The sequence below is a fragment of the Paraprevotella xylaniphila YIT 11841 genome (genome assembly GCF_900683745.1).
Classification (GTDB): domain Bacteria; phylum Bacteroidota; class Bacteroidia; order Bacteroidales; family Bacteroidaceae; genus Paraprevotella; species Paraprevotella xylaniphila.
Genome location: NZ_LR215980.1, coordinates 3,837,010 through 3,860,222, shown reverse-complemented (window position 1 = coordinate 3,860,222; position 23,213 = coordinate 3,837,010). Strand labels below are relative to the sequence as shown.

At 49.5% G+C, this 23,213-nt stretch carries 10 protein-coding genes; all 10 read right to left on the bottom strand.

Features of this window, described 5'->3' with window-relative positions; all coding sequences use genetic code 11:
* Window positions 1-12 precede the first annotated feature (12 nt).
* Window positions 13-3,303 carry a SusC/RagA family TonB-linked outer membrane protein gene (locus E0E47_RS16155; protein ID WP_130894176.1) on the bottom strand — a complete coding sequence of 1,097 codons (3,291 nt, stop codon included), beginning with the start codon at window positions 3,301-3,303 and terminating at the stop codon, window positions 13-15.
* A 22-nt stretch (window positions 3,304-3,325) separates the two neighbouring features.
* Window positions 3,326-5,812 carry a hypothetical protein gene (locus E0E47_RS16150; protein ID WP_008628495.1) on the bottom strand — a complete coding sequence of 829 codons (2,487 nt, stop codon included), beginning with the start codon at window positions 5,810-5,812 and terminating at the stop codon, window positions 3,326-3,328.
* A gap of 24 nt (window positions 5,813-5,836) precedes the next feature.
* On the bottom strand, window positions 5,837-7,828 hold the full coding sequence (locus E0E47_RS16145) for a fasciclin domain-containing protein (protein ID WP_130894175.1): 1,992 nt from the start codon (window positions 7,826-7,828) through the stop codon (window positions 5,837-5,839).
* A gap of 131 nt (window positions 7,829-7,959) precedes the next feature.
* Window positions 7,960-9,957: a fasciclin domain-containing protein gene (locus tag E0E47_RS16140; RefSeq protein ID WP_232038484.1), complete on the bottom strand. Its 1,998-nt coding sequence runs from the start codon at window positions 9,955-9,957 to the stop codon at window positions 7,960-7,962.
* Between the two features lie 216 nt (window positions 9,958-10,173).
* Window positions 10,174-12,126, bottom strand: a complete 1,953-nt coding sequence (locus E0E47_RS17710; RefSeq protein WP_130894173.1) for a glycoside hydrolase family 97 protein — start codon at window positions 12,124-12,126, stop codon at window positions 10,174-10,176.
* 153 nt (window positions 12,127-12,279) lie between these two features.
* A complete protein-coding gene (locus E0E47_RS16130) occupies window positions 12,280-14,850 on the bottom strand; it encodes a hypothetical protein (protein ID WP_232038483.1) in 2,571 nt (856 codons plus the stop codon).
* A gap of 213 nt (window positions 14,851-15,063) precedes the next feature.
* Window positions 15,064-17,625: a hypothetical protein gene (locus tag E0E47_RS16125; protein ID WP_232038482.1), complete on the bottom strand. Its 2,562-nt coding sequence runs from the start codon at window positions 17,623-17,625 to the stop codon at window positions 15,064-15,066.
* A 94-nt stretch (window positions 17,626-17,719) separates the two neighbouring features.
* Window positions 17,720-19,144: a glycoside hydrolase family 30 protein gene (locus tag E0E47_RS16120; RefSeq protein ID WP_130894172.1), complete on the bottom strand. Its 1,425-nt coding sequence runs from the start codon at window positions 19,142-19,144 to the stop codon at window positions 17,720-17,722.
* A gap of 37 nt (window positions 19,145-19,181) precedes the next feature.
* Window positions 19,182-20,633 carry a glycosyl hydrolase family 28 protein gene (locus E0E47_RS16115; RefSeq protein ID WP_130894171.1) on the bottom strand — a complete coding sequence of 484 codons (1,452 nt, stop codon included), beginning with the start codon at window positions 20,631-20,633 and terminating at the stop codon, window positions 19,182-19,184.
* Between the two features lie 26 nt (window positions 20,634-20,659).
* Window positions 20,660-23,209, bottom strand: a complete 2,550-nt coding sequence (locus E0E47_RS16110; RefSeq protein ID WP_130894170.1) for an alpha-L-arabinofuranosidase C-terminal domain-containing protein — start codon at window positions 23,207-23,209, stop codon at window positions 20,660-20,662.
* Window positions 23,210-23,213 lie beyond the last annotated feature (4 nt).

The following is a 23,213-nucleotide window of genomic DNA, read 5'->3' as shown; positions in this document are numbered from 1 at the left end:
TCCGTTTTTTAATTAAAATGTGGCTGAAAGTCCGAAAGTCCATTCCTTGGCACGTGGAGTCATGGAGTTGTCCACAGCTATGCCATAATAGTCTTTGGCCGTATCCGTACAAATAGAAATCTCTGGATCTACACCGGAATATTTGGTAAAACACCAAAGGTTGTTCACCGTGAGATAAGCACTCAGGTTCGTCATTCCGATACGCTTTACCCAATTAGAGGGAAAACGGTAACGGAAAGTGATATATTTCACACGAAGAAACGATCCGTCTTCCACATAACGGTCGGAAGCCAACCAATTGTACCCTTGGTTATATACGGCACGAGGCATGTCGGTCACATCACCTTCCTTACGCCAACGCCAATTCACCGTTGTACACTGATTGTAGGCATTATACATGTTCTCGGCGTTCATACGGGCCATATTCACAATCTTGTTGCCCCAACGGTAATTGCAGAACAGATTCACGGAGAAACGGTCATAACGCAAAGTGAACCCGAAACCACCCTGCATTTTGGGGTTACAGTTTCCTAAATAAACCACATCATACTGGTCGATACTACCGTCGTGGTTAATGTCCTCATAAATGGCATCCCCACCTTGGAACTGGTACTTGGTCGTGCTGTGGTAATAGTACATCGGTTTCACCGTTCCGTCGAAGTTCGTCATCGGCACACCGTTCTCATCCCGGGCCACCGGACAGGTTTTTCCCTCGGCAACAGCCTGGTCATAACGGTCATAACTGTAAGAATACACACCTTTGTAGCGGAAGCCGTAAATAGAACCGAAAGAATTTCCCTCCTGCAAACGGGTATAATAAGCACCGTTCCCAAAGGCCGAATGATTGTTGAAGTTGTTCAATACACTCGGATCAAGGCTGCGGATCATGTTCTTGTTAGAAGCAAAGTTCGTATTGATATCCAACGAGAACTTGCCTTTTTCCACCACCTTGTTGAAATTGACTGTAAGTTCCCAACCGTCATTGTCCATCCGTCCTACGTTCTTGTAGGTCAAAGTAGCAAAACCGGAAGAAGACGGTATATCGATATCCTTAAACAACAAGTCGTCCGTACGCTTCTTGTACCAATCATACACGACAGATACCTTCCCGTTCCAAAGTTCCATATCGAATCCCAAGTTCAACGAGGTCACCTTTTCCCATTTCAAGCCGTCGAGCCGGATACGGGTAGGATACACCGCGCTCAAATCCATATATCCCGTGGAATTCGTTGTCAACAAGCTGTATTGCAGGTAGTTTTTCCCGGGTTGTCGTCCGGCAATACCCCAACTCGGACGGAAAGCCAACAATGTCAGAACCTTTCCAGTGTACTTGTTCAACCAAGGTTCATCCGAAATAATCCATTTTCCACCCACGCCGGGGAAGAAGCCGTAACGGTTGGAGGGGCCGAATTGCGTGGATCCGTCCACACGTAAATTGGCATCAAAGATGTAACGTCCCTTGAAGCTGTAGTGCACGCGTCCCATCCACCCCAAGGTCTTATCATTACTGTTACCGTTCTCCGTTCCTGAAATATAACCTGTAGCCGTGGCATCCGTAATATCCGAACTCGGCAATCCTTGCTTTTTCACATATTGGGAATGGCTGGTCGTAGTAGTCAATTGCATCAGAGCCTGTGCCTGCAAGTTATGGTCGTCATTCAGGAAATGGCTCTGATAAGTAATACCATGCTCCGTTGCCACGGTTAGCTTACCGGAAGTCTTGGTTTCCGCCACATTGGCCGAACCGTAATTATCCGCAGCGTTGTACACGCACTCGGCAGGCAAGAACCTTTCCTCCCTTTCGTTGTTCAAATCGATGGCCACCCATCCCAAATAACGCAAATAATGCTTTGCCGGATCGAAAAAGTCGTACTGCAAGGACATCTTCGGCATCAGACGATAACCCTTCAGGTCATTTTTGGCCAACTTGCCCAAAGCCACAGGATTCTTCAAGTCACGCTGTTCCTTGTTGAAGTCCGTATTGATGTCCATGTTAAGGTAACGCCCGGTACTGTTACCGTCTGCATCTTCCTCGTAAACGGCCATGTTCGGCATCTTCTTGTAAGCTATATCTAACAATTTATCATAATTACGGTCGTTATCCGAATAGGTAAACTGGAACTCTGAGGTAAACAACATACGGTCGGACACATAATAATCCAACTGCGAACGGGTAGAGAAACGTTTGTAACGTTCACCCATGACCGTACCTTTCTCGTCATAATATCCTCCCGAAATACGGAAAGCAGCCCTTTCGCCTCCTCCCGATACGGTCAGGTAGTGGTCATTCGTCCAACCGTGACGCGTCACCTCGTCCACCCAGTCTGTATTGTTATTGTAATTCTGGTTATCGGGCTCATAACGCAACTCGTCATAGTCATACTGTTCATAAGTCTCGTCGCGCCCACTCAGCGTACGGTTGAAATAGGCCTGCTTCATCATCATGGTATAGTCACCGCCCGACAGGAGCTTCATTCCCTTGGGCTGTGTGGCACCGGATAATTTATAGGTATAAGAAACCCGTGTCTTGCCGCGTGTACCCCGCTTGGTCTTGATAAGCAGCACACCGTTGGCTCCCTTGGAACCCCACATGGCCGTAGAAGCCGCATCCTTAAGTACCGTGATTTCTTCGATATCCTCCGTGTTCACGCTCAACAAGTCCGCATACTCTTCTTCATTGGCCGTGCCGAAGTCGAAGCTCTCATCTATTTCACCACTGTAAGGAACACCATTGACTACCACCAAAGGCTGCGAATTACCGGTTATGGAAGTTGTTCCACGGATACGCATTTGGCTGCCCGAACCGGGACTTCCTCCCATGACAATGTCCAGACCGGCCACACGTCCCTGCAAGGCATCGTCCGCCGAAGCCACCGATACGCCTTCCATGGCATCCATCTTGAACGTCGTCATGGCCATGCTCACCTCCCGTTGGGGGATATTGAACGCCCCGTCCGGACCTTTTTTATGAGCCTTGACCACCACTTCGCTCACTTTCATCGTATTGTCCACCATCTTGACGTTGAACTTGCGTTGAGAGCCGATGGGAAACTCCTGCGTCTTATACCCCATATAGGTGAACACCAACTTATTGTTCACATTCTTCACCTTGAATGCGAAGTTACCGTTCATATCCGTAGTCATTCCCCCGACCACACGGTTCGTGGCATCCTTTTCAGCCACGGTACAGCCCATCAGTTCAAGGCCGTCATTCGCATCCACCACATGCCCGCTCACCATCACCTGCGCCCCGGCATGCAGCATTGTGCCTAAAAAAGCCAATAATATCAATACTCTCTTCATTGCATTGCTGTTTAAGGTCATTTTAATTCTGTTTTGAATCACCGGACGGACGGTCGAACATCAGCACTTGGTCTATTTGCTGAATTACGGCATACGTATAAGCCTCAATCGTCGTGGCTTTCTCCTTGTCGCTATTGTTCAAGGTAAGGTCACGCGTCATCAAGTTATAGGCGTTTCCATTCGTCAGCACATGGGCCGTCACCTTTCCGAGCGCATGGTCCGCTTCCGAAGAGAGGGTCACGCTTCCGCCCCGGTTCGTCACATAAATCGGATAAAACTTGTTCGTATTCTCGTTGATCGTAGAAGTCAGATAAGCCTCGTCCTCCACTTGTTCTCCTTTGACGAACACGGAATTATCTTGAAAATGATAACGCACGAAACGCTCCATCACGTTCTCCAACGAATCACGCACCGACAGGTCACCCTCGTTCTCAATCTGCGCCACTGTGGGAATCCAGCCTTTTTCCTGTGCCCCACGTATCGCCTCGTTCGTCGGCACATACACGGTATAATGATATTGGTTCAAGAACTTCACCTTGCGTCCGGGAGCCACGGTAGAAGTAGTCGGGTTGTTGACAAAGATGCCCAACAAGGCACACATGTCATAAAACTCCTTGAATTCATCCCGTGTGGAAAGCACGTCATAGATAGAAGTGGTGGTATTCTGCAGAATGCCATCAATCAAATAAGCATTGCCGTTCTCCTTATTATATACTTTCGTAATGGACAAAGGAGTTTCATTACCAGCCCCGCTGATTTTATTATCTGCCGTGATACGAATCGGGGCATAGCCCTTGGTAATGAAGTATTCCTGCCCTGCAGCCCGCGCCGCAGCAAAATCCTCATTGCTAGCCGTCACCAGGGTTTGGCAGTTCAGGATGTCCTCCAAACGGTTTTTCAGGATGCCGCTATTGCTGACCACTCCATTCGTGCCCAAAGGAAAACCATTGTCCATAATCACTTCCCCGTCCGAAGTCCGGGTGGCCGTGGCAGCCACTGTATTCTGCGCTGTCAAGTTAAAATCCAACTTACACTGGTAATTGGTCGAAGCATATGATTTGGCCACCGGATCCACGTAATCCGTCATGTATTCATTCGGCGTGATAAAAAACTGGTACGTACTTTTCAAAGAACGCAAATAGTAAACGAATTGTGCATCCACCATGGCTTGGTTGAATATGGAATTCAATGAATCGATTTTAGCCGGCCCCATCACCGTCCGGTAGTCTAACGGCGTAAAGACTTTGTCCGTCACATATACCACTCCGTTGCGCCCTACGAATTTATCCACGATATTCTCCTTGCTTACTTCCATCTCATAACCGGCCTCATCCTTGATGTCGTTAAAACGACTGGGCAACGAAGAAAGGAAAGAATATTTCTGATGATTGGCCACGATGTCAGCGGCAATGTTATCCGGCACGTTGTCCCACGAACCGAAAGCCTCGAAGAAATCGCTGCCCTCTCCGTCGGCCGACAAAAAGCGGTCCATGGCCTCGTTCGTTGGCACGAACATGCAACCCATATCCGTTTCATAACCGGGTTGGTTGGAGTTTCCCCCCTTGGGTTGGTACAAATTCCATCCGGGATCGAAATAAAGCAAACCCGGTGCATTCGTACCGTTGAACTCCGTAAAAGCATACGCCGGACTTTGATTGAAATAACGGGTTTGGAAAATAGAATCGCCATTCTCGTCACGTTTATAGAACACCGGACAAGCGAAACGGTCCATCAAACTGTTGAAACGACTCACATTTCCGTTGGAACGGATATAGGCTGCCATGTTCTCGGGCGGAACCAATACATCCTCCAACTCATGCAGGTAGCCGTTCTGGCATACGATGTCCTTCTGGATAATCTTGTTGGCAAACAATGACGCATCCTCAGCCTCACGGGGAATGCCGGTCACAAAACTGAAATCATCGTCCGTAATGCGCTTACCTTCCATCACATCGGGGAAGAACTGCACCAATGTCCATTTCGTCGCATCGGACAACAATTTGATGGGTTTCCCTGCCCGGCGATAGGGTGCAAAGAATTTACTGTCCGGCAACTTGTCGGCGGCCACCACCGGAATGGTATCTTCCACCTCGAAATCCGTCGTACGGCGGAACGTGATTTGCCCACGGTCGCTCAACGACAAACGCTCCAACAGCTGTGAATAAGGGATAGTCCCAATTTTCAGCAACATCATTTTGAAAGAATAAGGCAAGTCCTCGTAACGGCGATACCCCATTTCGTTTTCCTGGAAAAAACGCTCGAAAGAGGCATCATTGGAGAAAAACAGCGTATTGCTTCCCGATACCTTCATGGCATCCGTATACCCGCAATCATCTATCAGACGGATATAATAGTTACAGTCCCCGCGCTTTTGCAGGTAATCATAGATGTTGCTGTTCAGCCACGACGGGATATGGTCTTCCATCTCCTCGAACTTGTCCGTACAGGCGACCGGGAACGCCCATGCAGCCCCCAGAGCCAACATCGTCAGTAATTTATAGTATTTCATGATACGGTAATATTTGTTTCCTTTTTAATGTGTATCTTCACTCTCTATCAGGTTAGTCGGCATGAACTCGATATAATCCAGATGGCAGTTGCCATTGAGCATCTGCACGAAACGGAATTCATGCGTGGAAGTCTCCGGCCAACTGAAAATCCCCAATACCTTGCGCATCTCGAAAGGATCGTTACGGGTGGAACCTTTTATCCCGCCGCTTTGCCCCATCATCAATTCACGCGAACAGAAGCTGTCCGGTCCTTTCATGAATCCACGGTTGTGCATGCTCTTGTCATTCTCGTAACCGTATGGGTCGTCTTCGCGGGAACCTTCATCCCACCATGCCCCGGAATTGTCCTGTGTAAACTGCCACACCTGTTCCCAACCGATGGAAGCGTCCGTTCCCTTCAGCCGCATGTCGATAGGGATGCCGCAAGGCTCGTCGTCCAGATAGAATTGCGTGATGCCACGCGTGGCCGCATCCACACGATAACCGATGCGCACTTCATAACTTCCTGCCGGCACCGGCCCCACGGTAATGGACGCATCGAACATGCCCCAGATTTCGAGATAATCCCCAAGGAAGAAACTGTGCATGTTGGAACCTATATACTTGGCAAATATCGTACTGCTTTCCTCGAACTTGAAATTCTTACAGTACCCTTGCGGCACATAATAATCCTTGTTGGAGATGACATCGTTGTTACGGAGTTCCGGTGTAAAGATGGTGAAGTCCATGCGGATACGCTTGCCACGCATGATACGCCCTATCTTATCCTCATCATACACCAACATGTCGGTAAGCGCATGGATGACCCCGTTTTGGCAATCCAGATTGCTGTGTGCCAAATCCAATGTCACCACATCATCTTCTTCCTCTGCCATATTCGTATATTTCGCATCATAACAGTTGCGTTCATCATTGAATACGGGCTTCTGCGCATCTTGGTCTCCCCATTTGAACGCCTGTACCGTGATAATAGTCTGGTCAGCCATAGGCACCAGATATTGTTCCAACCAAAACGAACCGTCACGATAGTTCTCGCGCAACCAGTCCGCATCAATCCAAGTGTGGGTCATCACATAATCCCGCGTGTTTACGATTTGGTTGGAAGTCAGCATCACCGGCAACAGGTGGTAGGCCACAAAACGGTAAAGGCTGCTGCGCTCATCCGTGTCCGGCAAATCCTTCCCTTCGGGGAAGTACGTCCGGGCATAAGCCCGCATGTCTTCCAAAGACCGGATACCGTTCAAGGCCAACACGGAATCCGTTTCCAATAAAGCCGTATAACGGTAATTCTTAGTCTTGGGGAAATTCGCGCTACCCGAATAAGGGTCGTCTGCCGGTTTGGATGTAGCGGGAACATAAGTCTCATCGTCCAAAAGCGTCAGGGCATCCCGTAACCCAGTGGCATGCAGAGCCTCACCATACAACTTGAAATGCCCCTCCGACTCGATGTAATCGGCCACCAAGTCCGTATTGCCGGCCAACGCCTTGTCCACCACATGCACTACGCCATTCACTTTAATATGGTCGCCCGACACGATACGCGCCGTATTGTTGACCATCCAAGAGGCACCGTCAGACGCAATGGAGGTGTACAAATAACGCCCCAACATGTTTTTCGTCTCGATGGCACCGGACTCGAACCCCGCTGTCTCATAATAAGGCACGCCATTGGCCTCACCGTCTATCAAATGGTAAAACACCATCTCTTTGACCGCCTCCACGGAGTCCAAGAAGTTGTCGAACGTGCCATACCCTTGTTCCGAAGCATAAGCTTCCATCGCCTCATTGTCCGGCACGAAACAAGTATACGCCCCGTACGATTCCAACAAGGAGAAAGCCCCCGCCACCCTCAACGCCTCCGCAAAATCGGAATATTCCGCGTTGTTTTCCACAAAGTCACCGATGGTCTCTCCCGTAAACGTCGTGTAGTTCTCTCCCACGTCGTCCGAGTCTTGACAGGCGGTAAAACTAGCCAGGACCATAACCGCGATACATGACAAAAACTTAAGCCTCATAACTTATATTCTTTTATCTTCTTCATTTATTCATTTCCTACGGAAAGAACTGCTCTATCCCCTTCTATACCCTACTACGATTGGGATTTTTAAAATACCTACAAGAAGCTTAAAAAAAATACTTTTTCCCGTCAATGCGTATCTTCATCCTCTAACAGGTTGGTCGGAATGAACTCGATGTAGTCGAAATGACAACTTCCGTCCAACATTTGTACCACACGGAATTCGTGCGTCGCCATTTCCGGCCAACTGAAAATCCCCAAGACTTTACGCAAAGCATACGGGTCGTTACGGGCTGAAGCCTTCACTCCTCCGGTCACACCTGAAATCAGCAGTTCCTTGGACCCGAAACTATCCGGAGCTTTCATAAAGTTACGGTTATGGAGGCTTTTGTCATTTTCATAGCCATAATAGTCATCCGGATTTCCTTCCCCCCAACTGCCGATATAGGGATTGTTGACCTGTGTGTACACGTATGCCTGTTCCCAACCGATAGAAGCATCAGTTCCTTTCAAGCGCATGTCAATAGGTATACCGCAGGGCACACCATCGAAATAAAACTGCGTGATACCGCGATGGTTCGTGTTTACACGATAACCGATACGAACTTCGTAACTTCCTTCCGGTATCGGTCCGACGGTAATAGACACATCGAACATGCCCCACATCTCCATAAAATCATGCAAGTAGTCGCTGTGCATGTTGTCCCCTACATATTTTGCAAAGACATTGCTGCTTTCCTCGTATCGCAATTTCTTGCAATACCCCTCAGGTATATAATAACATTTGTTAGAAATAATATCGTTGTTACGAAGCTCAGGAAGGAACGTAGTGAAATCCATACGGAAACGCTTGCCACGCATAATGCGTCCTATCTTATCCTTGTCATACACCAACATGCCGGTAAGCGCATGGATGACCCCGTTCTGGCAATCCAGATTACTATGCGCCATATCTAATGTCACCACATCGTCCTCTTCTTCGGCCATATTCGTATATTTCGGGTCATAACAGTTACGTTCATCATTGAACACTGGTTTTTGAGCCGGTTGGTCACCCCATTGGAATGCTTGTACCGTAATAATCGATTCGTCTGCCATAGGTACCAAATACTGCTCCAACCAGAAACGTCCGTCACGGTAATTCTCACGCCGCCAGTCTTCATCCATCCAAGTCTGCGTTATCACCAAATCCCGTGTATTCACAATTTGATTGGAAGTCAGCATCACCGGTAAGAGATGATAACCTACAAAACGGCTGAGACTGCTGCGCTTGTCATCATCCGGCAAATCTGCCCCTTCGGGATAATACCGTTCTGCATATTCCCGCATGTCGTCCAAAGTATGGATCCCGTTCAAAGCCAACACGGAGTCTGTCTCCAATAAGGCTGTATAACGGAATTTCTTAGCTGCGGGGAAATAACAAGTAGAAGAATAGGGGTCGTTAGACGGTTTGGTCGTAGCCTGTACATAAGTCTCATCGTCCAAAAGCATCAATGAATCCCGCCATCCGGTAGCATGCAAAGCCTCGCCATACAGTTTGAAATGCCCTTCCGACTCGATATAATCGGCCAACAAATCCGTGTTACCGGCCAGGACTTTGTCTACCAAATGCACCACGCCGTTCACTTTTATATGATCCCCCGAAATGATGCGTGCCGTACTGTTGATCATCCAAGCCGCCCCGTCAGGCGCAATGGAGGTGTACAAATAACGCCCCAACATGTTTTTCGTCTCAATGGCACCGTTCTCAAACCCGGCCGTTTCATAGTTGCCCACGCCTCCGCTTTCGCCGTCAATCAAATGGTAGAACACCATCTCCTTGACCGCCTCCACGGAGTCCAAGAAATGTTCGAACGTCCCATAACCTTGTTCTCTCACGTAAGCTTCCATCGCCTCATTGTCCGGCACGAAACAAGTGTATGCTCCGTACGACTCCAACAAAGAGAAAGCATTGGCCGTTTTCAAGGCTTCCGTAAAATCGGAATACTCCGCATTATTCTCCAGAAAATCACTGATGGTTTCTCCGGTGAACGTCGTGTAATTCTCTCCCACGTCATCCGAATCCTGACAGGCGGTAAAACCAGTCAGCACCATAACCGCGATACATGACAAATACTTAAACCTCATAACTTTATTTTTTATTTTCTTCATTTATTCATTTCCTACGGAAAGAACTGCTCTATCCCCTTCTATACCCTACTACGATTGGGATTTTTAAAATACCTACAAGAAAACCAAAAATATTTGTGTACATCATCAGAAAAATCCGCGCCTCTTGCCAAAGGGCGCGGATTCATAATATGTCCATACAAGCTTTTTTCACTCAACAGCAGTGAAATAAAATCATTTCTCAGGCGTAAAAACCCCCACGTAACCGCCGCCTGAACCCATCTTTATCTTCAGCAACTTACCAGAAGAGATACATACCGTCTTTTTCGACACTTGAGTAGGTTGTTTACTAGTATTCTTGGCATCCGCCCAATACGTCAGCTCATAATTCCCTTCAGGCAAGAATGAAGTATCAATCCTTATTTCACGTTTCGTGCTGTTGTTCATTGCCCCGATAAACCATTGCTCTCCCGAACGCTTTGCCAAGGCGACATATTCACCGGGATATCCAGCTAAAAAATGGGTATCATCCCATACCGTAGGCACCAACTTCAGGAAATCAATACCCGGTTGTCCCAAAGCATAACGCGGATGTTCACACATAACGGTTAAAGGACTATTATAAATCACGAATTTCGACAGTTCTGCACAACGGGTATTGGGCACCGTTGTAGGAGTTTGAGGCTTAAAGTCCTTCATCGGCACATTCAAGAAACCACCAGGCGTATAGTCCATCGGCCCGGCAAGCATACGCGTAAAAGCAAGAGTTACATTGTGTTCAGGAGTAACACGCGCAGAGAATTTTGAATACTCTCCACCCATTACACCTTCGCGAGTCAACAAATTGGGATATGTACGTTCCATGCCATCGGGCTTGTAAGCACCATGGAAGTTCACCATCAGCTTATGTTTGGCGGCTTCTTTCACAATACGGTGATACCAGTTCACCATATCTTGGTCATCTCGATCCATAAAATCTATTTTTACACCGGCTATTCCCCATTTCTCATATAGAGCGAAGGCCTCCTTGTAACTGTCATCCTTATTCACATCCGTACAATACAGCCATAACCAACAACGCACGTTCTTCGAGCGGGCATAATCCAGTATTTCCGGCATATTCAGTTGTGGCGCCGGCTTGGTGATGTCTGCCTCCACTTTGTTATATGGACCATACCATTGCCAGTCTATCAGCATATACGGCCATCCCTGTTCCGATGCGAAATCAATGTACTCCTTTATCACACTGGTTTCCATCTTCACTTCACCACTCCACCAATGATCCCAAGCGCACATTCCAGGTTTTATCCATGAAGTGTCATCCAAAGCACAAGGTGGATTCAAGCTATACACCAACTCCGATTCAATAAACTTACCCGGATGATTACCTATCATTATCACACGCCAAGGCGTGGCCTTCTTCTCACAGAAACAGGCTTTCACCCCATCTTCCTTTTCACCAGGCAAAGGAGACAATTTCGTAACAAGCATCTGCCTTCCCTCCTGTCCGCCGTCCGACTTCCCGATATAAAAACCTGGATAATCATCAATATGAGCCTCAGTGATGGCTATATAATCCTGCTTGTCTATCTCAACCAAAAAGGGAAGTCCCACCACTGTGTCGACCGGAAGCACGCCAAGCCGCGTAGGCACAAACTCGGCTTCCTGACTGGAGGTGTAATTACGTTTGTACTTCGCAGCCCAACCAATGGCATTTACGGGTAAAGAGAATCCTGTCAATTCACGGGTTATCTGTCGATTACCAATCTTTCTTGCGCCATACAATTGGTAACGAAAAGCGATACCATCGTCATACACCCGGACAATAAAATCCATACGTCTTCGGTCGCCTGCTCCTTCTTTCAAAGCCAAAGTCATCTCATTCCAACTCACTTTTACTTTTCCATGCTTGTTTTTCACCACAGGAACCCAAGTATCAGACTTTGCCTCCATAGAAGGGGTATTCACTAAAGTAAAACCGCCCGACATAGGTTTCTCCCCCTTAAACTCAAAACCTAATGGAGAATCACAAACTAACGTCTTTCCATTATAAGAAACAGAATACCCCAAATTCTCTCCACTGTGGATTCTCATCTGTATCTTTCCGTCAGGAGAGGCCATCTGCCATTGTTGCGCAGATAGATTCGATACCAACAACAAACATAAAACTATCAGATAATTTTTCATATACCATAAAAAAAACAATTTATAATCACCGTCACATGTTGTCCGTACAGAACAAACTTAATGAATGCCACGTAACAAACTACATATCTTCCTCTATTATCACTAACGGGGACGGAACATATCCGCCCCCGTAGCCAATCCGCTCTCACAGACTTATTTCACCAACACTTTTTTCACCATACCATCGGCACGCACGATATAGATGCCCGGACGGACGGTTTCATGCACCGTGCCCTCGAACTCGGACACGCAAGTGCCATCAACCGTATAGATTGCACCGGATTCCGAAGTGAAGACATTGATGGTGCGTCCTGTCACGAAGACCTTCAAGTCACCGCCGTCGGCCTGCACGTCGCGCACGCCCGTGGCAAAGCTTTCGGACGGGATGTTGTCCACAGTCTCGTAGGTGCGAATCCAGTCGATGTAAAGCGCATCGCCTTGTTGGAAACCCGCTGTACTCATGAACTGACCTACATAATTGGTCTTACCGACACCGATGTAACGCAACAAATCCCAATAATACACATCACCCTTCATTTCCGCATCAGACAAACTCAAGGCAAATTCCGAATTCAAACCGTTCACTTGCTGCAAGAAGTTAAACTTGTCCACCGTAATCTCCGGGTTCGTACCCTTGCACTTCATGGCAATATAACGGCGTACGCCCGGATTGAGGCTAATCATGCAGGATTCGTCACGCACTCCGCCTTCCGGGTCACGGTCGTAAAAGTTCGTGAACACGCCACCTTCACGACGCATGGACGGACTGGTCGGATAAGTAGTCACATTGCCCAAAGACGTTCCGTCGAACGAATCGTATGTATCAGCCGCCGTCAGTTTCAGGCACTGCAAATCTTCACCCTCTGCATCTTTATAGGTATCCTTGTTCACACGCGACCACATGCGCCAACGCTGCATGCGCCAACCGTCCAACATGAAGGTCTGGCCGTGTTCGCCCATCACAAGTTCCGCACCGTTGATGGTACCCTTGGTGCTCGGATCGTCTTCTGCCTCTCCATTGAACTCCCAAGCCTCGAACAGACCGGTCTTTTCATCATCCGTCGGGTTGTAGCTTCCCAAAGCATCCTCTATCAAGAAGCAATAGGGTATCATGGAATCGTAGTCTTCTGACGAGAATTCAGGGAACTCTTTCACCGGTTTCAACTCGTAACCCGACTTGTAATAATAGAATGACCCGCACTTCATGTCGAACGAGCCATACCCGTCGCGGTCGGCAAAAGTAAAGGTGGCCGCATCGTCCGTACCTTTCACCATAAGCAAAGTACCGTCCGTGCATTGCACGACTACACCGTCTTTACCTTTCAGGTTATATGCCAACTGCCCGTTGCTTTCACCTACCGGAACGAAAGTCAACGGAGTGGCACTCTCATTGGCACCCAAAGCCAAAGGATAGCCCGTATAAGTGTCTTTCGTCACTTCACTCGTAGACACATACAAAGACGTACCATTGTCTGCCGTACGGATATAATTATAAATCAAATCCTCTGCCGGATTGACGTATGAATAGAACTCGGCTACGGCGGCATTCACCTCTTCGATAGCGGACAAATACTCTTCCGTCGCGGCATCGGCCTTGTTGTACACACCGTCCGCCTTCGCATGTACTTCCTTCAAAGCCGCATACGCCTCGTCAGCATCCCCCATGTAGTTTTGGAAACCCTTGATGACCTTCTCTGCTTCGTACAAAGCCGTGTTCAATATGTCTTTTTGGGGATTGGACACCGGACCATCGCCCCAGTTTTCCTCGGCCGTCAGGCTCTTTACAGCCGCATCCATGGAGGGGAAGGTTTTCAACCATTTGACGTTCATATACGGCATTTCCTCCGGCGTTTTGGCACGCTTCACGATAGTGTCTCCCTTTTCATCCGTCTCCGCATACATCGTGTCGCCACGGGTGATAAATCCGACAGAGAAATGGGAAATCTTTATCGGGACACGGTCTATCAAACGACGTGACGCCAACGCCATGGAAGAACTGTCGCGGATGGAAGCGAAGTTGACGGCCACAATGATTTCACACTTCTCCTGATCTTCCGTCACCGGCAAACGCTTCATGTACCATACCGTGTCGTTCTTCTGTGCCGTCAGATCATTGTCTCCTGTGTTCACGCGGACCGACAGCGTAGAGTCATTCCGGTCGCGATTATATAAAAATATGGAATCACGCCCCAAGGCATCCTTGGCCCAAGGGGCATGCCCCTTCACTACGTCCAAAGCTTTCTTGAACCCCCAAATGCCGCCTCCTTGTTCGTTTTCCATATCCACGTCCTGTGCCCCGGTGTATGGGTTGTGCCAGAAGAACTCTATCCAATAATTGCTTTCATTGGCTTTCTTGGTTTGCGACTGGCGCGGAATGGAGAGTTTGGCCACGAACACCGGATGCTCAGGAGTGATGGTCATGAATCCCTCACCTTTCACCTTTTCTTTCCAGTCCAAGCGGCCACGCAGCAAGAAACCGCCGTTCTCAGGCTTGAACTCCTTTTGATGCACCCCCGGGATAAACCTCAGATAATCCCCCTCGAACTTAAAACTCGGATACCATTGCGCCCACTGTTTCCCTTCGGGGCCGAAATCCATCAAGGCATTGGCCTGCATTTGGGCCGCCGTCCAGTTGTAATACCCGTCCACGCCGTGAACGTCACGTGCCCCGGCCATGCCGGCATAGCACAACAAAGACGCGCCAAGTAAATGTCTTAGTCTCATAAAAACAAAAATTTAAAGTTAAACCATACATGTTGACAACTCCTTCTATATCCTACTACGATTGGGAATAAGAAAATACCTACGCCAAACAAAAAAAATCATTTTGTCCGTTTTATCCAATAAATCCGCGCCTCTTGTCAAAAAGGCGCGGATTTATCTGTTTCCCGGCTCCGGCTCTTACCGGACAAGGACTAACCTAACCGGACTTGCATATCAACGTACGATGACTTTCTTCACTGCCGCTCCGGCACGCACGATATAAATGCCCGGACGGACGGTTTCATGCGCCGTGCCCTCGAAAGCAGCCACACGTGTTCCGTCTACGGTATAAATACCGCCTGCCTCTGCCGTGAAGACGTTAATGGTGCGTCCTGTCACGAAGACTTTCAAGTCACCGCCGTCGGACTGCACGTCGCGCACGCCCGTGGCAAAGCTTTCGGACGGAATATCGTCCATGCTCTCGTAAGTGCGGATCCAGTCGATGTACAGCGCATCGCCTTGTTGGAAGCCCGCCGTACTCATATATTGACTCACATAAGCCGACTTACCGACACTGATATAACGTAACAAATCCCAATAATACACATCACCTTTCATTTCCGCATCTGCCAGACTTAATTCAAAACCTGTAGCATTGGTTTCCGGCTTAGCCAAGAAGTTAAAGACATCCACCGTAATCTCCGGATTCGTCCCCTTGCACTTCATGGCAATATAACGGCGTACGCCCGGGTTGAAGCTAATCATGCAGGATTCGTCACGCACGCCGCCTTCCGGGTCACGGTCGTAGAAGTTCGTGAACACGCCGCCCTCACGGCGCAATGCCGGATTAGACGGATAAGTCGTCACATTCCCTAAAGATATCCCGTCGAACGAATCGTATGTATCAGCCACCGTCAGTTTCAGGCACTGCAAATCTTCACCCTCTGCATCCTTATAGGTATCCTTGTTCACACGCGACCACATGCGCCAACGTTGCATACGCCAACCGTCCAACATGAAGGTCTGGCCGTGTTCGCCCATCACAAGTTCCGCACCGTTGATGGTACCCTTGGTGCTCGGGTCGTCTTCAGCCTCTCCATTGAACTCCCAAGCCTCGAACAGACCGGTCTTCTCGTCATCCGAAGGAACATAGCTCGACAAGGCATCCTCAATCTGGAACAAATAAGGCTGCATGCCTTCGTAATCCGTATCCGGGAATTCATCCACCGTCTTCAACTCATAACCGGACTTATAATAATAGTACGAACCGCATTGCATATCGAACAGTCCGAAACCGTCGCGGTCGGCAAAGGTAAAGGAAGCCGCATCGCTTGCACCGTTCACCAAAAGCAAAGTCCCGTCCGTGCATTGTACCACTACGCCATCCTTGCCTTTCAGGTTATATGTGACCAAACCGTTGTCTTCGCCCACGGGCACAAAAGTTAAAGGCATGGCACTTTCGTTAGCACCCAATGCCAAAGGACGGCCCGTGTAACTGTCTTTCGTCACTTCATCAGACAAGGCATACAAAGAAACGGAACCGTCAGAAGTTCGGATATAATTATATACCAAGTCCTCTGCCGGATTGACGTATGAATAGAACTCGGCTACGGCGGCATTCACCTCTTCGATAGCGGACAAATACTCTTCCGTCGTGGCATCGGCCTTGTTGTACACACCGTCCGCCTTCGCATGTACTTCCTTCAAAGCCGCATACGCCTCGTCAGCATCCCCCATGTAGTTTTGGAAACCCTTGATGATTTTCTCAGCCTCGTACAAGGCTGTGTTCAGCACATCCTTTTGCGGGTCAGCCTTTTCACCGTCACCCCAGTTGTTCTCTGCTGTCAGGCTCTTTACCACCGCATCCATGGACGGGAAGGTCTTCAGCCATTTCACTTCCATGTACGGCAACTCGTCACGCGTCTTGGCACGGGAGAAGATCGTATCACCGTTCTCATCCGTCTCCACGTACATGGTATCGGAACGCGATATGCAGTTCACCGTAAACTCCGAAAGGCGGATTGGCACGCGGTCTATCAGGCGGCGCGACGGCAAAGCCACGCTCGATGAATCCAAGATGGACGCAAAGTTAATGGCCACCAGAATTTCACAACGCTCCTGGTCTTCCGTCACAGGCAAACGTTTCATATACCATACCGTATCGCCCTTTTGGGGTGTGGGAGACGTTCCCTTGTCATTGATACGGATGGACAATGTGGAGTCTTCTCGCGCCGCATTATATAAATAGATGGAATCGCGCCCCAAGGCATCTTTGCTCCATGGGCAATGGGATTTCACCACATCCAACTTCTCCTTAAATCCCCAGAATCCACCGCCTCCGTCATTCGGCATCGGGTCGTTCACCTTACCTGTATAAGGATTATTCCACCGGAAACTTATCCAAGTATTGCTGTTACCCGGCTGTGCGGCCTCCGACTGCCGAGGTATGGACATCTTACACACAAACACCGGATATTCCGGACGCATTGTCATAAATCCCGCACCGCTTACTTGCTCATTAAACTTAATTCCGGAACGGAATTGAAAGCCCCCCTTAGTTGGTTCCAACGTCGTGTTATTCACCCCGAGAATCCACCGGAGATAATTTCCTTCGAATCCAAAACTCGGATTCCACTGTGCCCATTTCTTTCCGTTGTTGTCCAAAGAAATATTGACACCAGACTGCATCTGGGCTGTTGTCCAGTTGTAATACCCGTTCACCCCGTGAACGTCACGTGCCCCGGACATGCCGGCATAGCACAGCAAAGACGCGCCAAGTAAATGTCTTAGTCTCATAAAAACAAAAATTTAAAGTTAAACCTTAATTTTATAACCTCTCCTATTTCCTACTACGATTGGGAACGAGAAAATACCTACGGCCTCATCACATTTATCCACAAACCAATGTGGCAAGGGAGAGGGGTGGCAGCTCGAATTCCAACCGTTGGCCGCCTATTTGCAGGTTACGCTTTTCTGGTTGCGGTCCGGAATTGCATGTCACAACCACCGTCTTGCCCTCATGGTTACGGAAAGCCAACATGTTCCCAGGGGCAGACACTTTCAACCGCCGACTCCCGGGCTGCACAAAATGCGACAGGTGTTTCATCAAATAAAACTCATCGGTATAGACCACCTCACGTGTCTGGCGGTTCACCCTCACCAAGGAGTTTTGAGCCCAATCCCAACCGCTTTTGCCCGTCTCATCCAACACCATGTTCCAATACATATAGGAACTCACGCCATGGTTGAAACAATGCACCACGGCTTTCCAACTTCGTTCAAGCGAAGTCCAGTCGTTTTCCCCGTCGCCGCATTCGTTTTCCGTCTGCATGTAACGGTAACGGGGGTATTCGCGCTGAATAACCGGTAACGCTTGCTTTCCCGTCCATTGTACTCCGATACCATCGATGGCCGCAGCTGCATCCTTGTCTTTCAAGAACGCACGCACATAATCGGGATTCGGATAGTTCACCGTACCCAGCCAAATCTCAGTATCGATACCGTCTTTCTTAAATTGCGGGGCCAGGAACTTACCGACGAAAATGGCCAGATCCTCGGGGCGCCATGTACAAGACGGCCAAGCCGGTTGCCAAGCGATTTCGTTCTGCGGCATCACCATGCTGATGTTCACCCCATTTTTCCGGTATTCCTGAATGTATTTGGAAAAATAAAGTGCGTATGCCTCCAAGTAGCCGACCTGCATGTTGAAGCCGGTCGTATGGATGAATGTGGCCCGACGGGGATCAAGACGGTTGTGTCCCGTCCCTAACTTATCCACCCCATGGCTTTTCAGAGAATAATGCTCATTGATTTTCATCCAGATGGGGGGTGTCCACGGACTGGCCCACAATTTCAAGTCTAGCCTCAACTTCAAGGCTTCCTTAATGTAGGGTATCAAAGTATAACGGTCACGCCCGACATTGAAATTACGCATCTCATAATCGTCTTTCACGTCATCATAAGAGTAATAGGCAAAAGCATAATCGCTACAAGCTATCGGTGTACGCCCGTAAGCGAAGTTTATGCCTTCTTTAGCAAACAAGGCTTCCATGACTTTTCCACGTTCTTCTGCATCCAAACACTGCAAAGCATCCCAACCCAGTTCGTTGAAAGTCCCGCCAAACCCGTCTACCTCTTGCATCAGGCTGTCCGTATAAACATACACATCAGCCTTTTGCCCGTCATTTTTCAACACTTTGACCTTCTGCCCCTTCCAACGTTCCGTAGCTGTAGTCGTAACCATCTCAATCTGTTGAGCTGCCACCGAAAGATATGTGCATCCCAACCCAATCCATAATAATACGTTTCTTTTCATATTTATTGGTTTACAAATAATTTAAAAAATCAACATTTCATTTCACCGTCATCGTGCGTACCACATCTGTTTCCGGACGGAACGGACGGCCGTTCACCGTCACATTCTCCAACGTGTACCCTCCTACGCTCCTCTGTTTGTCGTAGTCTATGATCAGGCTAGGATTGATATTCCCCTCCGGGGCCGTCACCGAAATATTGCGGAAACGGACATTTTCGACACGGTTGCCCGGCGCACGGTTATACTTTTCACTGTAATCCACGCGCATCTCGAACAAGCGGGCTTTCGGCACGTCTTCTATGCGAATGGAATCATACGTCACATCGCGGATGGTATTCTTGTCACCGCAACCGATGGTAAGCATGCCGTCGCCTGCATGGAAAAGGATGTCGCAATCATGTATGCGCACGTTTTCCAATGTCTCGCCGGTCTCGCTACGGTCGTCGCCATGCGTCCCGATATTGACCGGATGCGCCCAGTCGCACCACAGAGTGGCCCTCGAAATGTCAAAGTCACTACTTCCTCCCCAATACCACCAACGGTGGTTGTAAAGGGCAATGCAGTCGTCCGAATTACGCAGGAACACGTTGTGGATTTTCACATGCCGGCAACACATCAGGTCTATGCCGTCGCTCCAAGGACGGGCAGAAAAAGACTTGAGGTTACGGATGGTGATGTTTTCCGACTGTCCGCCATATACCGTATAATGCTGTGGGTTCAATACGGTCACACCGTCCACCAATACGTCCTTGGAATAGGTGATTTCGATGCCGCGCAACGGATGGGCAATGATGCCCCGCCCGATGATGCGCACATCCTCGGCACGGTCTACAATAAGCCGTGCGCAGACCACCGCGCCCGGTGCCAGATAAACGGTCGTATGGCTCGGTATCTTGATTTCCCCGCTAGGCAAATCCTTGGGCTTATGCACGCCCGGTCCGAAATAAATCAGCCGTGCGTCCTGCATGAATATGTCCTGCGCGTTTGGAGCCGTCCAGTTGATAGTGCCCGGTTCATCGCCTGTATAGGTTTCCGTAAGCATGGCATTGGCAAAGACATGCAGGTTCTGTTTCCGCTCGCCGTTGAATTCCACACTCAGGAATTCCGGACGCTGCAAGGCGAACTCCACCGTACGCTCGTCCACCTGCCGGGCCACAATGCCCCGTGAAGCCGGTTTCACCTTCACTGCCATCCGGCCGTCTGCGCCCAAAGCATCGGCACGGCAGTTCCTGACCTTCACCGCCACTGGCCCACCCATCTCGAATTCGGCAAAAGAAGCGTGACGGACCTTCCGCACATCCACTTCGCAATCCAGATTCGGAACTTGTCTCCACTCACTGTCACTGCCTGCAAGAGGCTTTACGTACACCTCGTAATCCGGATTCCGTTTCAGCCCTTCTTTTCCTTCGGGCCATTCACTCACCCGTATTTGTGCCTGCACCGTCCAAGCCATCAGGCACAACAAGATGGCCATTTTACATTTTCCCATTCCTTTCATGTTTTTAGCGTTTTACATCATGTTTCAGGTAAAGTTTCTTTTTCAGCCTTAATGCGCAATATCGTATAAGAGAACGGACGGAACTCATAGGTAAACTTCCGGCCGAAGTCCCCATACGCGGAAACCACAGGCGTAATCTTACGTGGCTCTTCGAAAGAGTTTTCTGCCAAAGCACTGTCTGCCGCCAAGGTAATGACTTGCCCGTCGGGTACCACGTCGCCGGCACCTTTGAGACGGAACGTGACGGGATAAGGGGTTTCTGTAGCATTGACCACCTTCAAGACCAATTCCCCACGCGGTTCGTCATAACCGGAAGCCACGAACTGCAACGGCACGGGGGCGGGTTCGTGCGATAACATACGCACCCCATTCACATAGAGTTCGCTCTTATGGGGACTGACAATCAATTTTAAATCGTACCAAAGGCCCGTTTCCAATCCTTCGTAAGGACGTTCAGCCAATACTTTTCCCCGGTTGCTGTTCGCAATCTGTTGCAACATCACCTTGCAGTTGCCCCATCCCCCGATATTGTACATATATCCGTCCTGCCCGTTGCCCGTCATGCCGAAATATAGCAGGAAACCTTCCGAACCTCCCATCTTCCGTGCCTTACACTCCAACACGAAATCCTGACTGTCCACACCATTCAGGATGTACTGCGTACCGGCCTCGTTGGAAACCTGAGACAAGACCTTGCCTTCATACTTCCATGCGCCGCTCCGGCGTGAGAAGTCTTCCAAGGACAACGGCACGGGCTTACCGCCCGATATCAGCTTGATATCCTTGAACTCTACTTGGGTCATCCACGAACCGAAGCCCACATGCCCTGAAGGATACGCCGCCGTACCGGCCCCTTTCAGTACCTTGTCGTTCGGCACGGTGTACGTAGGCTTGTTTTCCGCAGCCATCTGTTGCACGTAATATGAAGCCCGGCCTACGACTTGTTCGGAATCGAACCAAATCAGATTGGTCGGCCATTTCCGATTGTTCCGGTTTTCCAACAATGGGGCATACGAAGCCATCCGGACCAAATCGCCGTTCTTCTCCATGCCGCCAATAAAGGCTGCTTCGGACAAAGCCGCCAACATGTTGCCTCCGCCCACTCCCCGGTTGCAGGCATATTCACCCACATATACCGTATGCTTGCCTCGCTCGTAATCATCGAACATATCCGTATTGCGGAAAAAGAATTCGGGAGCCACGTAATAATGCGGATCGACCATGTCGGTCTTCGTAATCTGCATCGGGCCGTTGCGTTCGGGCATCTCATTATATATTAATGTAAGCTGCGGATACTTCTTTTTGACAGCCTGATAAAACAAGTCGAAACGTCGGTCATACTCCGGCCCCCAATTTTCGTTGCCGATTTCCACATACTGCAAGGGGAAAGGCGCGGGATGGCCATCGGCAGCCCGGCGTGCCCCCCACTGGGTAGACGTATCGCCCAAAGCGTATTCTATCGCGTCCAGACAATCTTGTATATAATAAGGTATGTCGCCCTCGGAAGAAGCATCTCCCATACGGAACTGGCAACCTAACCCTACATTGCATACGAACATGGCCTTGGCTCCGACATCCTCGCAGAACTGCAACATTTCATAATAACCGAAACCGTACGAACAACGGTAGCCCCACGTGCTGTATTCTCCGGGACGTGCCGCCGGATCACCCAATGTTTTTTTCCATTCAAAACGGTTGTCCAAGGTGATGCCTTCCACCACGCAACCACCGGGCCAACGGAAAAAAGCGGGACGGAGTCCGGCCAACATTTCCGCCACATCCTTACGTAAGCCGTTCGGACGTTGCTTGAACGTCTGTTCCGGAAACAAAGACACATAGTCCAACCAAGCCTTACCAGGTGCATTGAATTCCAAAGCCAACGAAGCCTTGCCGTCCGTTGCGGAAGGCGTGAGTACCAGTTTCACATCATGCCACTCGCCGTCAGCCGGACAAGCCACGGGTGCCAAGGCCAAAACGTCCCCCGATGCAGAAAGCATTTTGGCGACGACCGTGCCCCGGTAACCGGGGGCCAGACGAAGAATCGTGCGCAAATGATAACGTTCGCCCTTTTTAAGTCCCATTCCCCAATACCCCTCGTTGATGACTTGTACCGGACTTTGCGAGCCACGCACCGTGACTTCCAGGTTATTCGGTGCCGTGGCAAACTTTGGGCGGTCTTGGGTCAGCCGCATGGATGCTGCCGACGGGTCTCCGGCTTTCAGGCTCCAAGCCCTGACCTTCCCGCCATGCCATTCAAAAGAACGGTCGCGTACTTCACCCGTCAAATGATATTTCCGCGCCACCGGCCGCAACTTCAGACCGTCCACCCGGTAACCTTTGGGTATCACGTCCTCCTCAAAACTACGGTTCTGCACCAACTCGGCATACAAACCTCCATCCCCGGCATGGTTGATTTCCTCAAAAAACAGGCCGTACATCGCAGGGGATATTTCCACCCCACGTCGGCTTAAGTCCACCACTACTTCTTCTGTCGCGACGGATGTGTCTTGGCATCCTGCCGCCACCACACTCATCAATGCTCCGCAAAGCCATTGTCTCACACGCATAAAG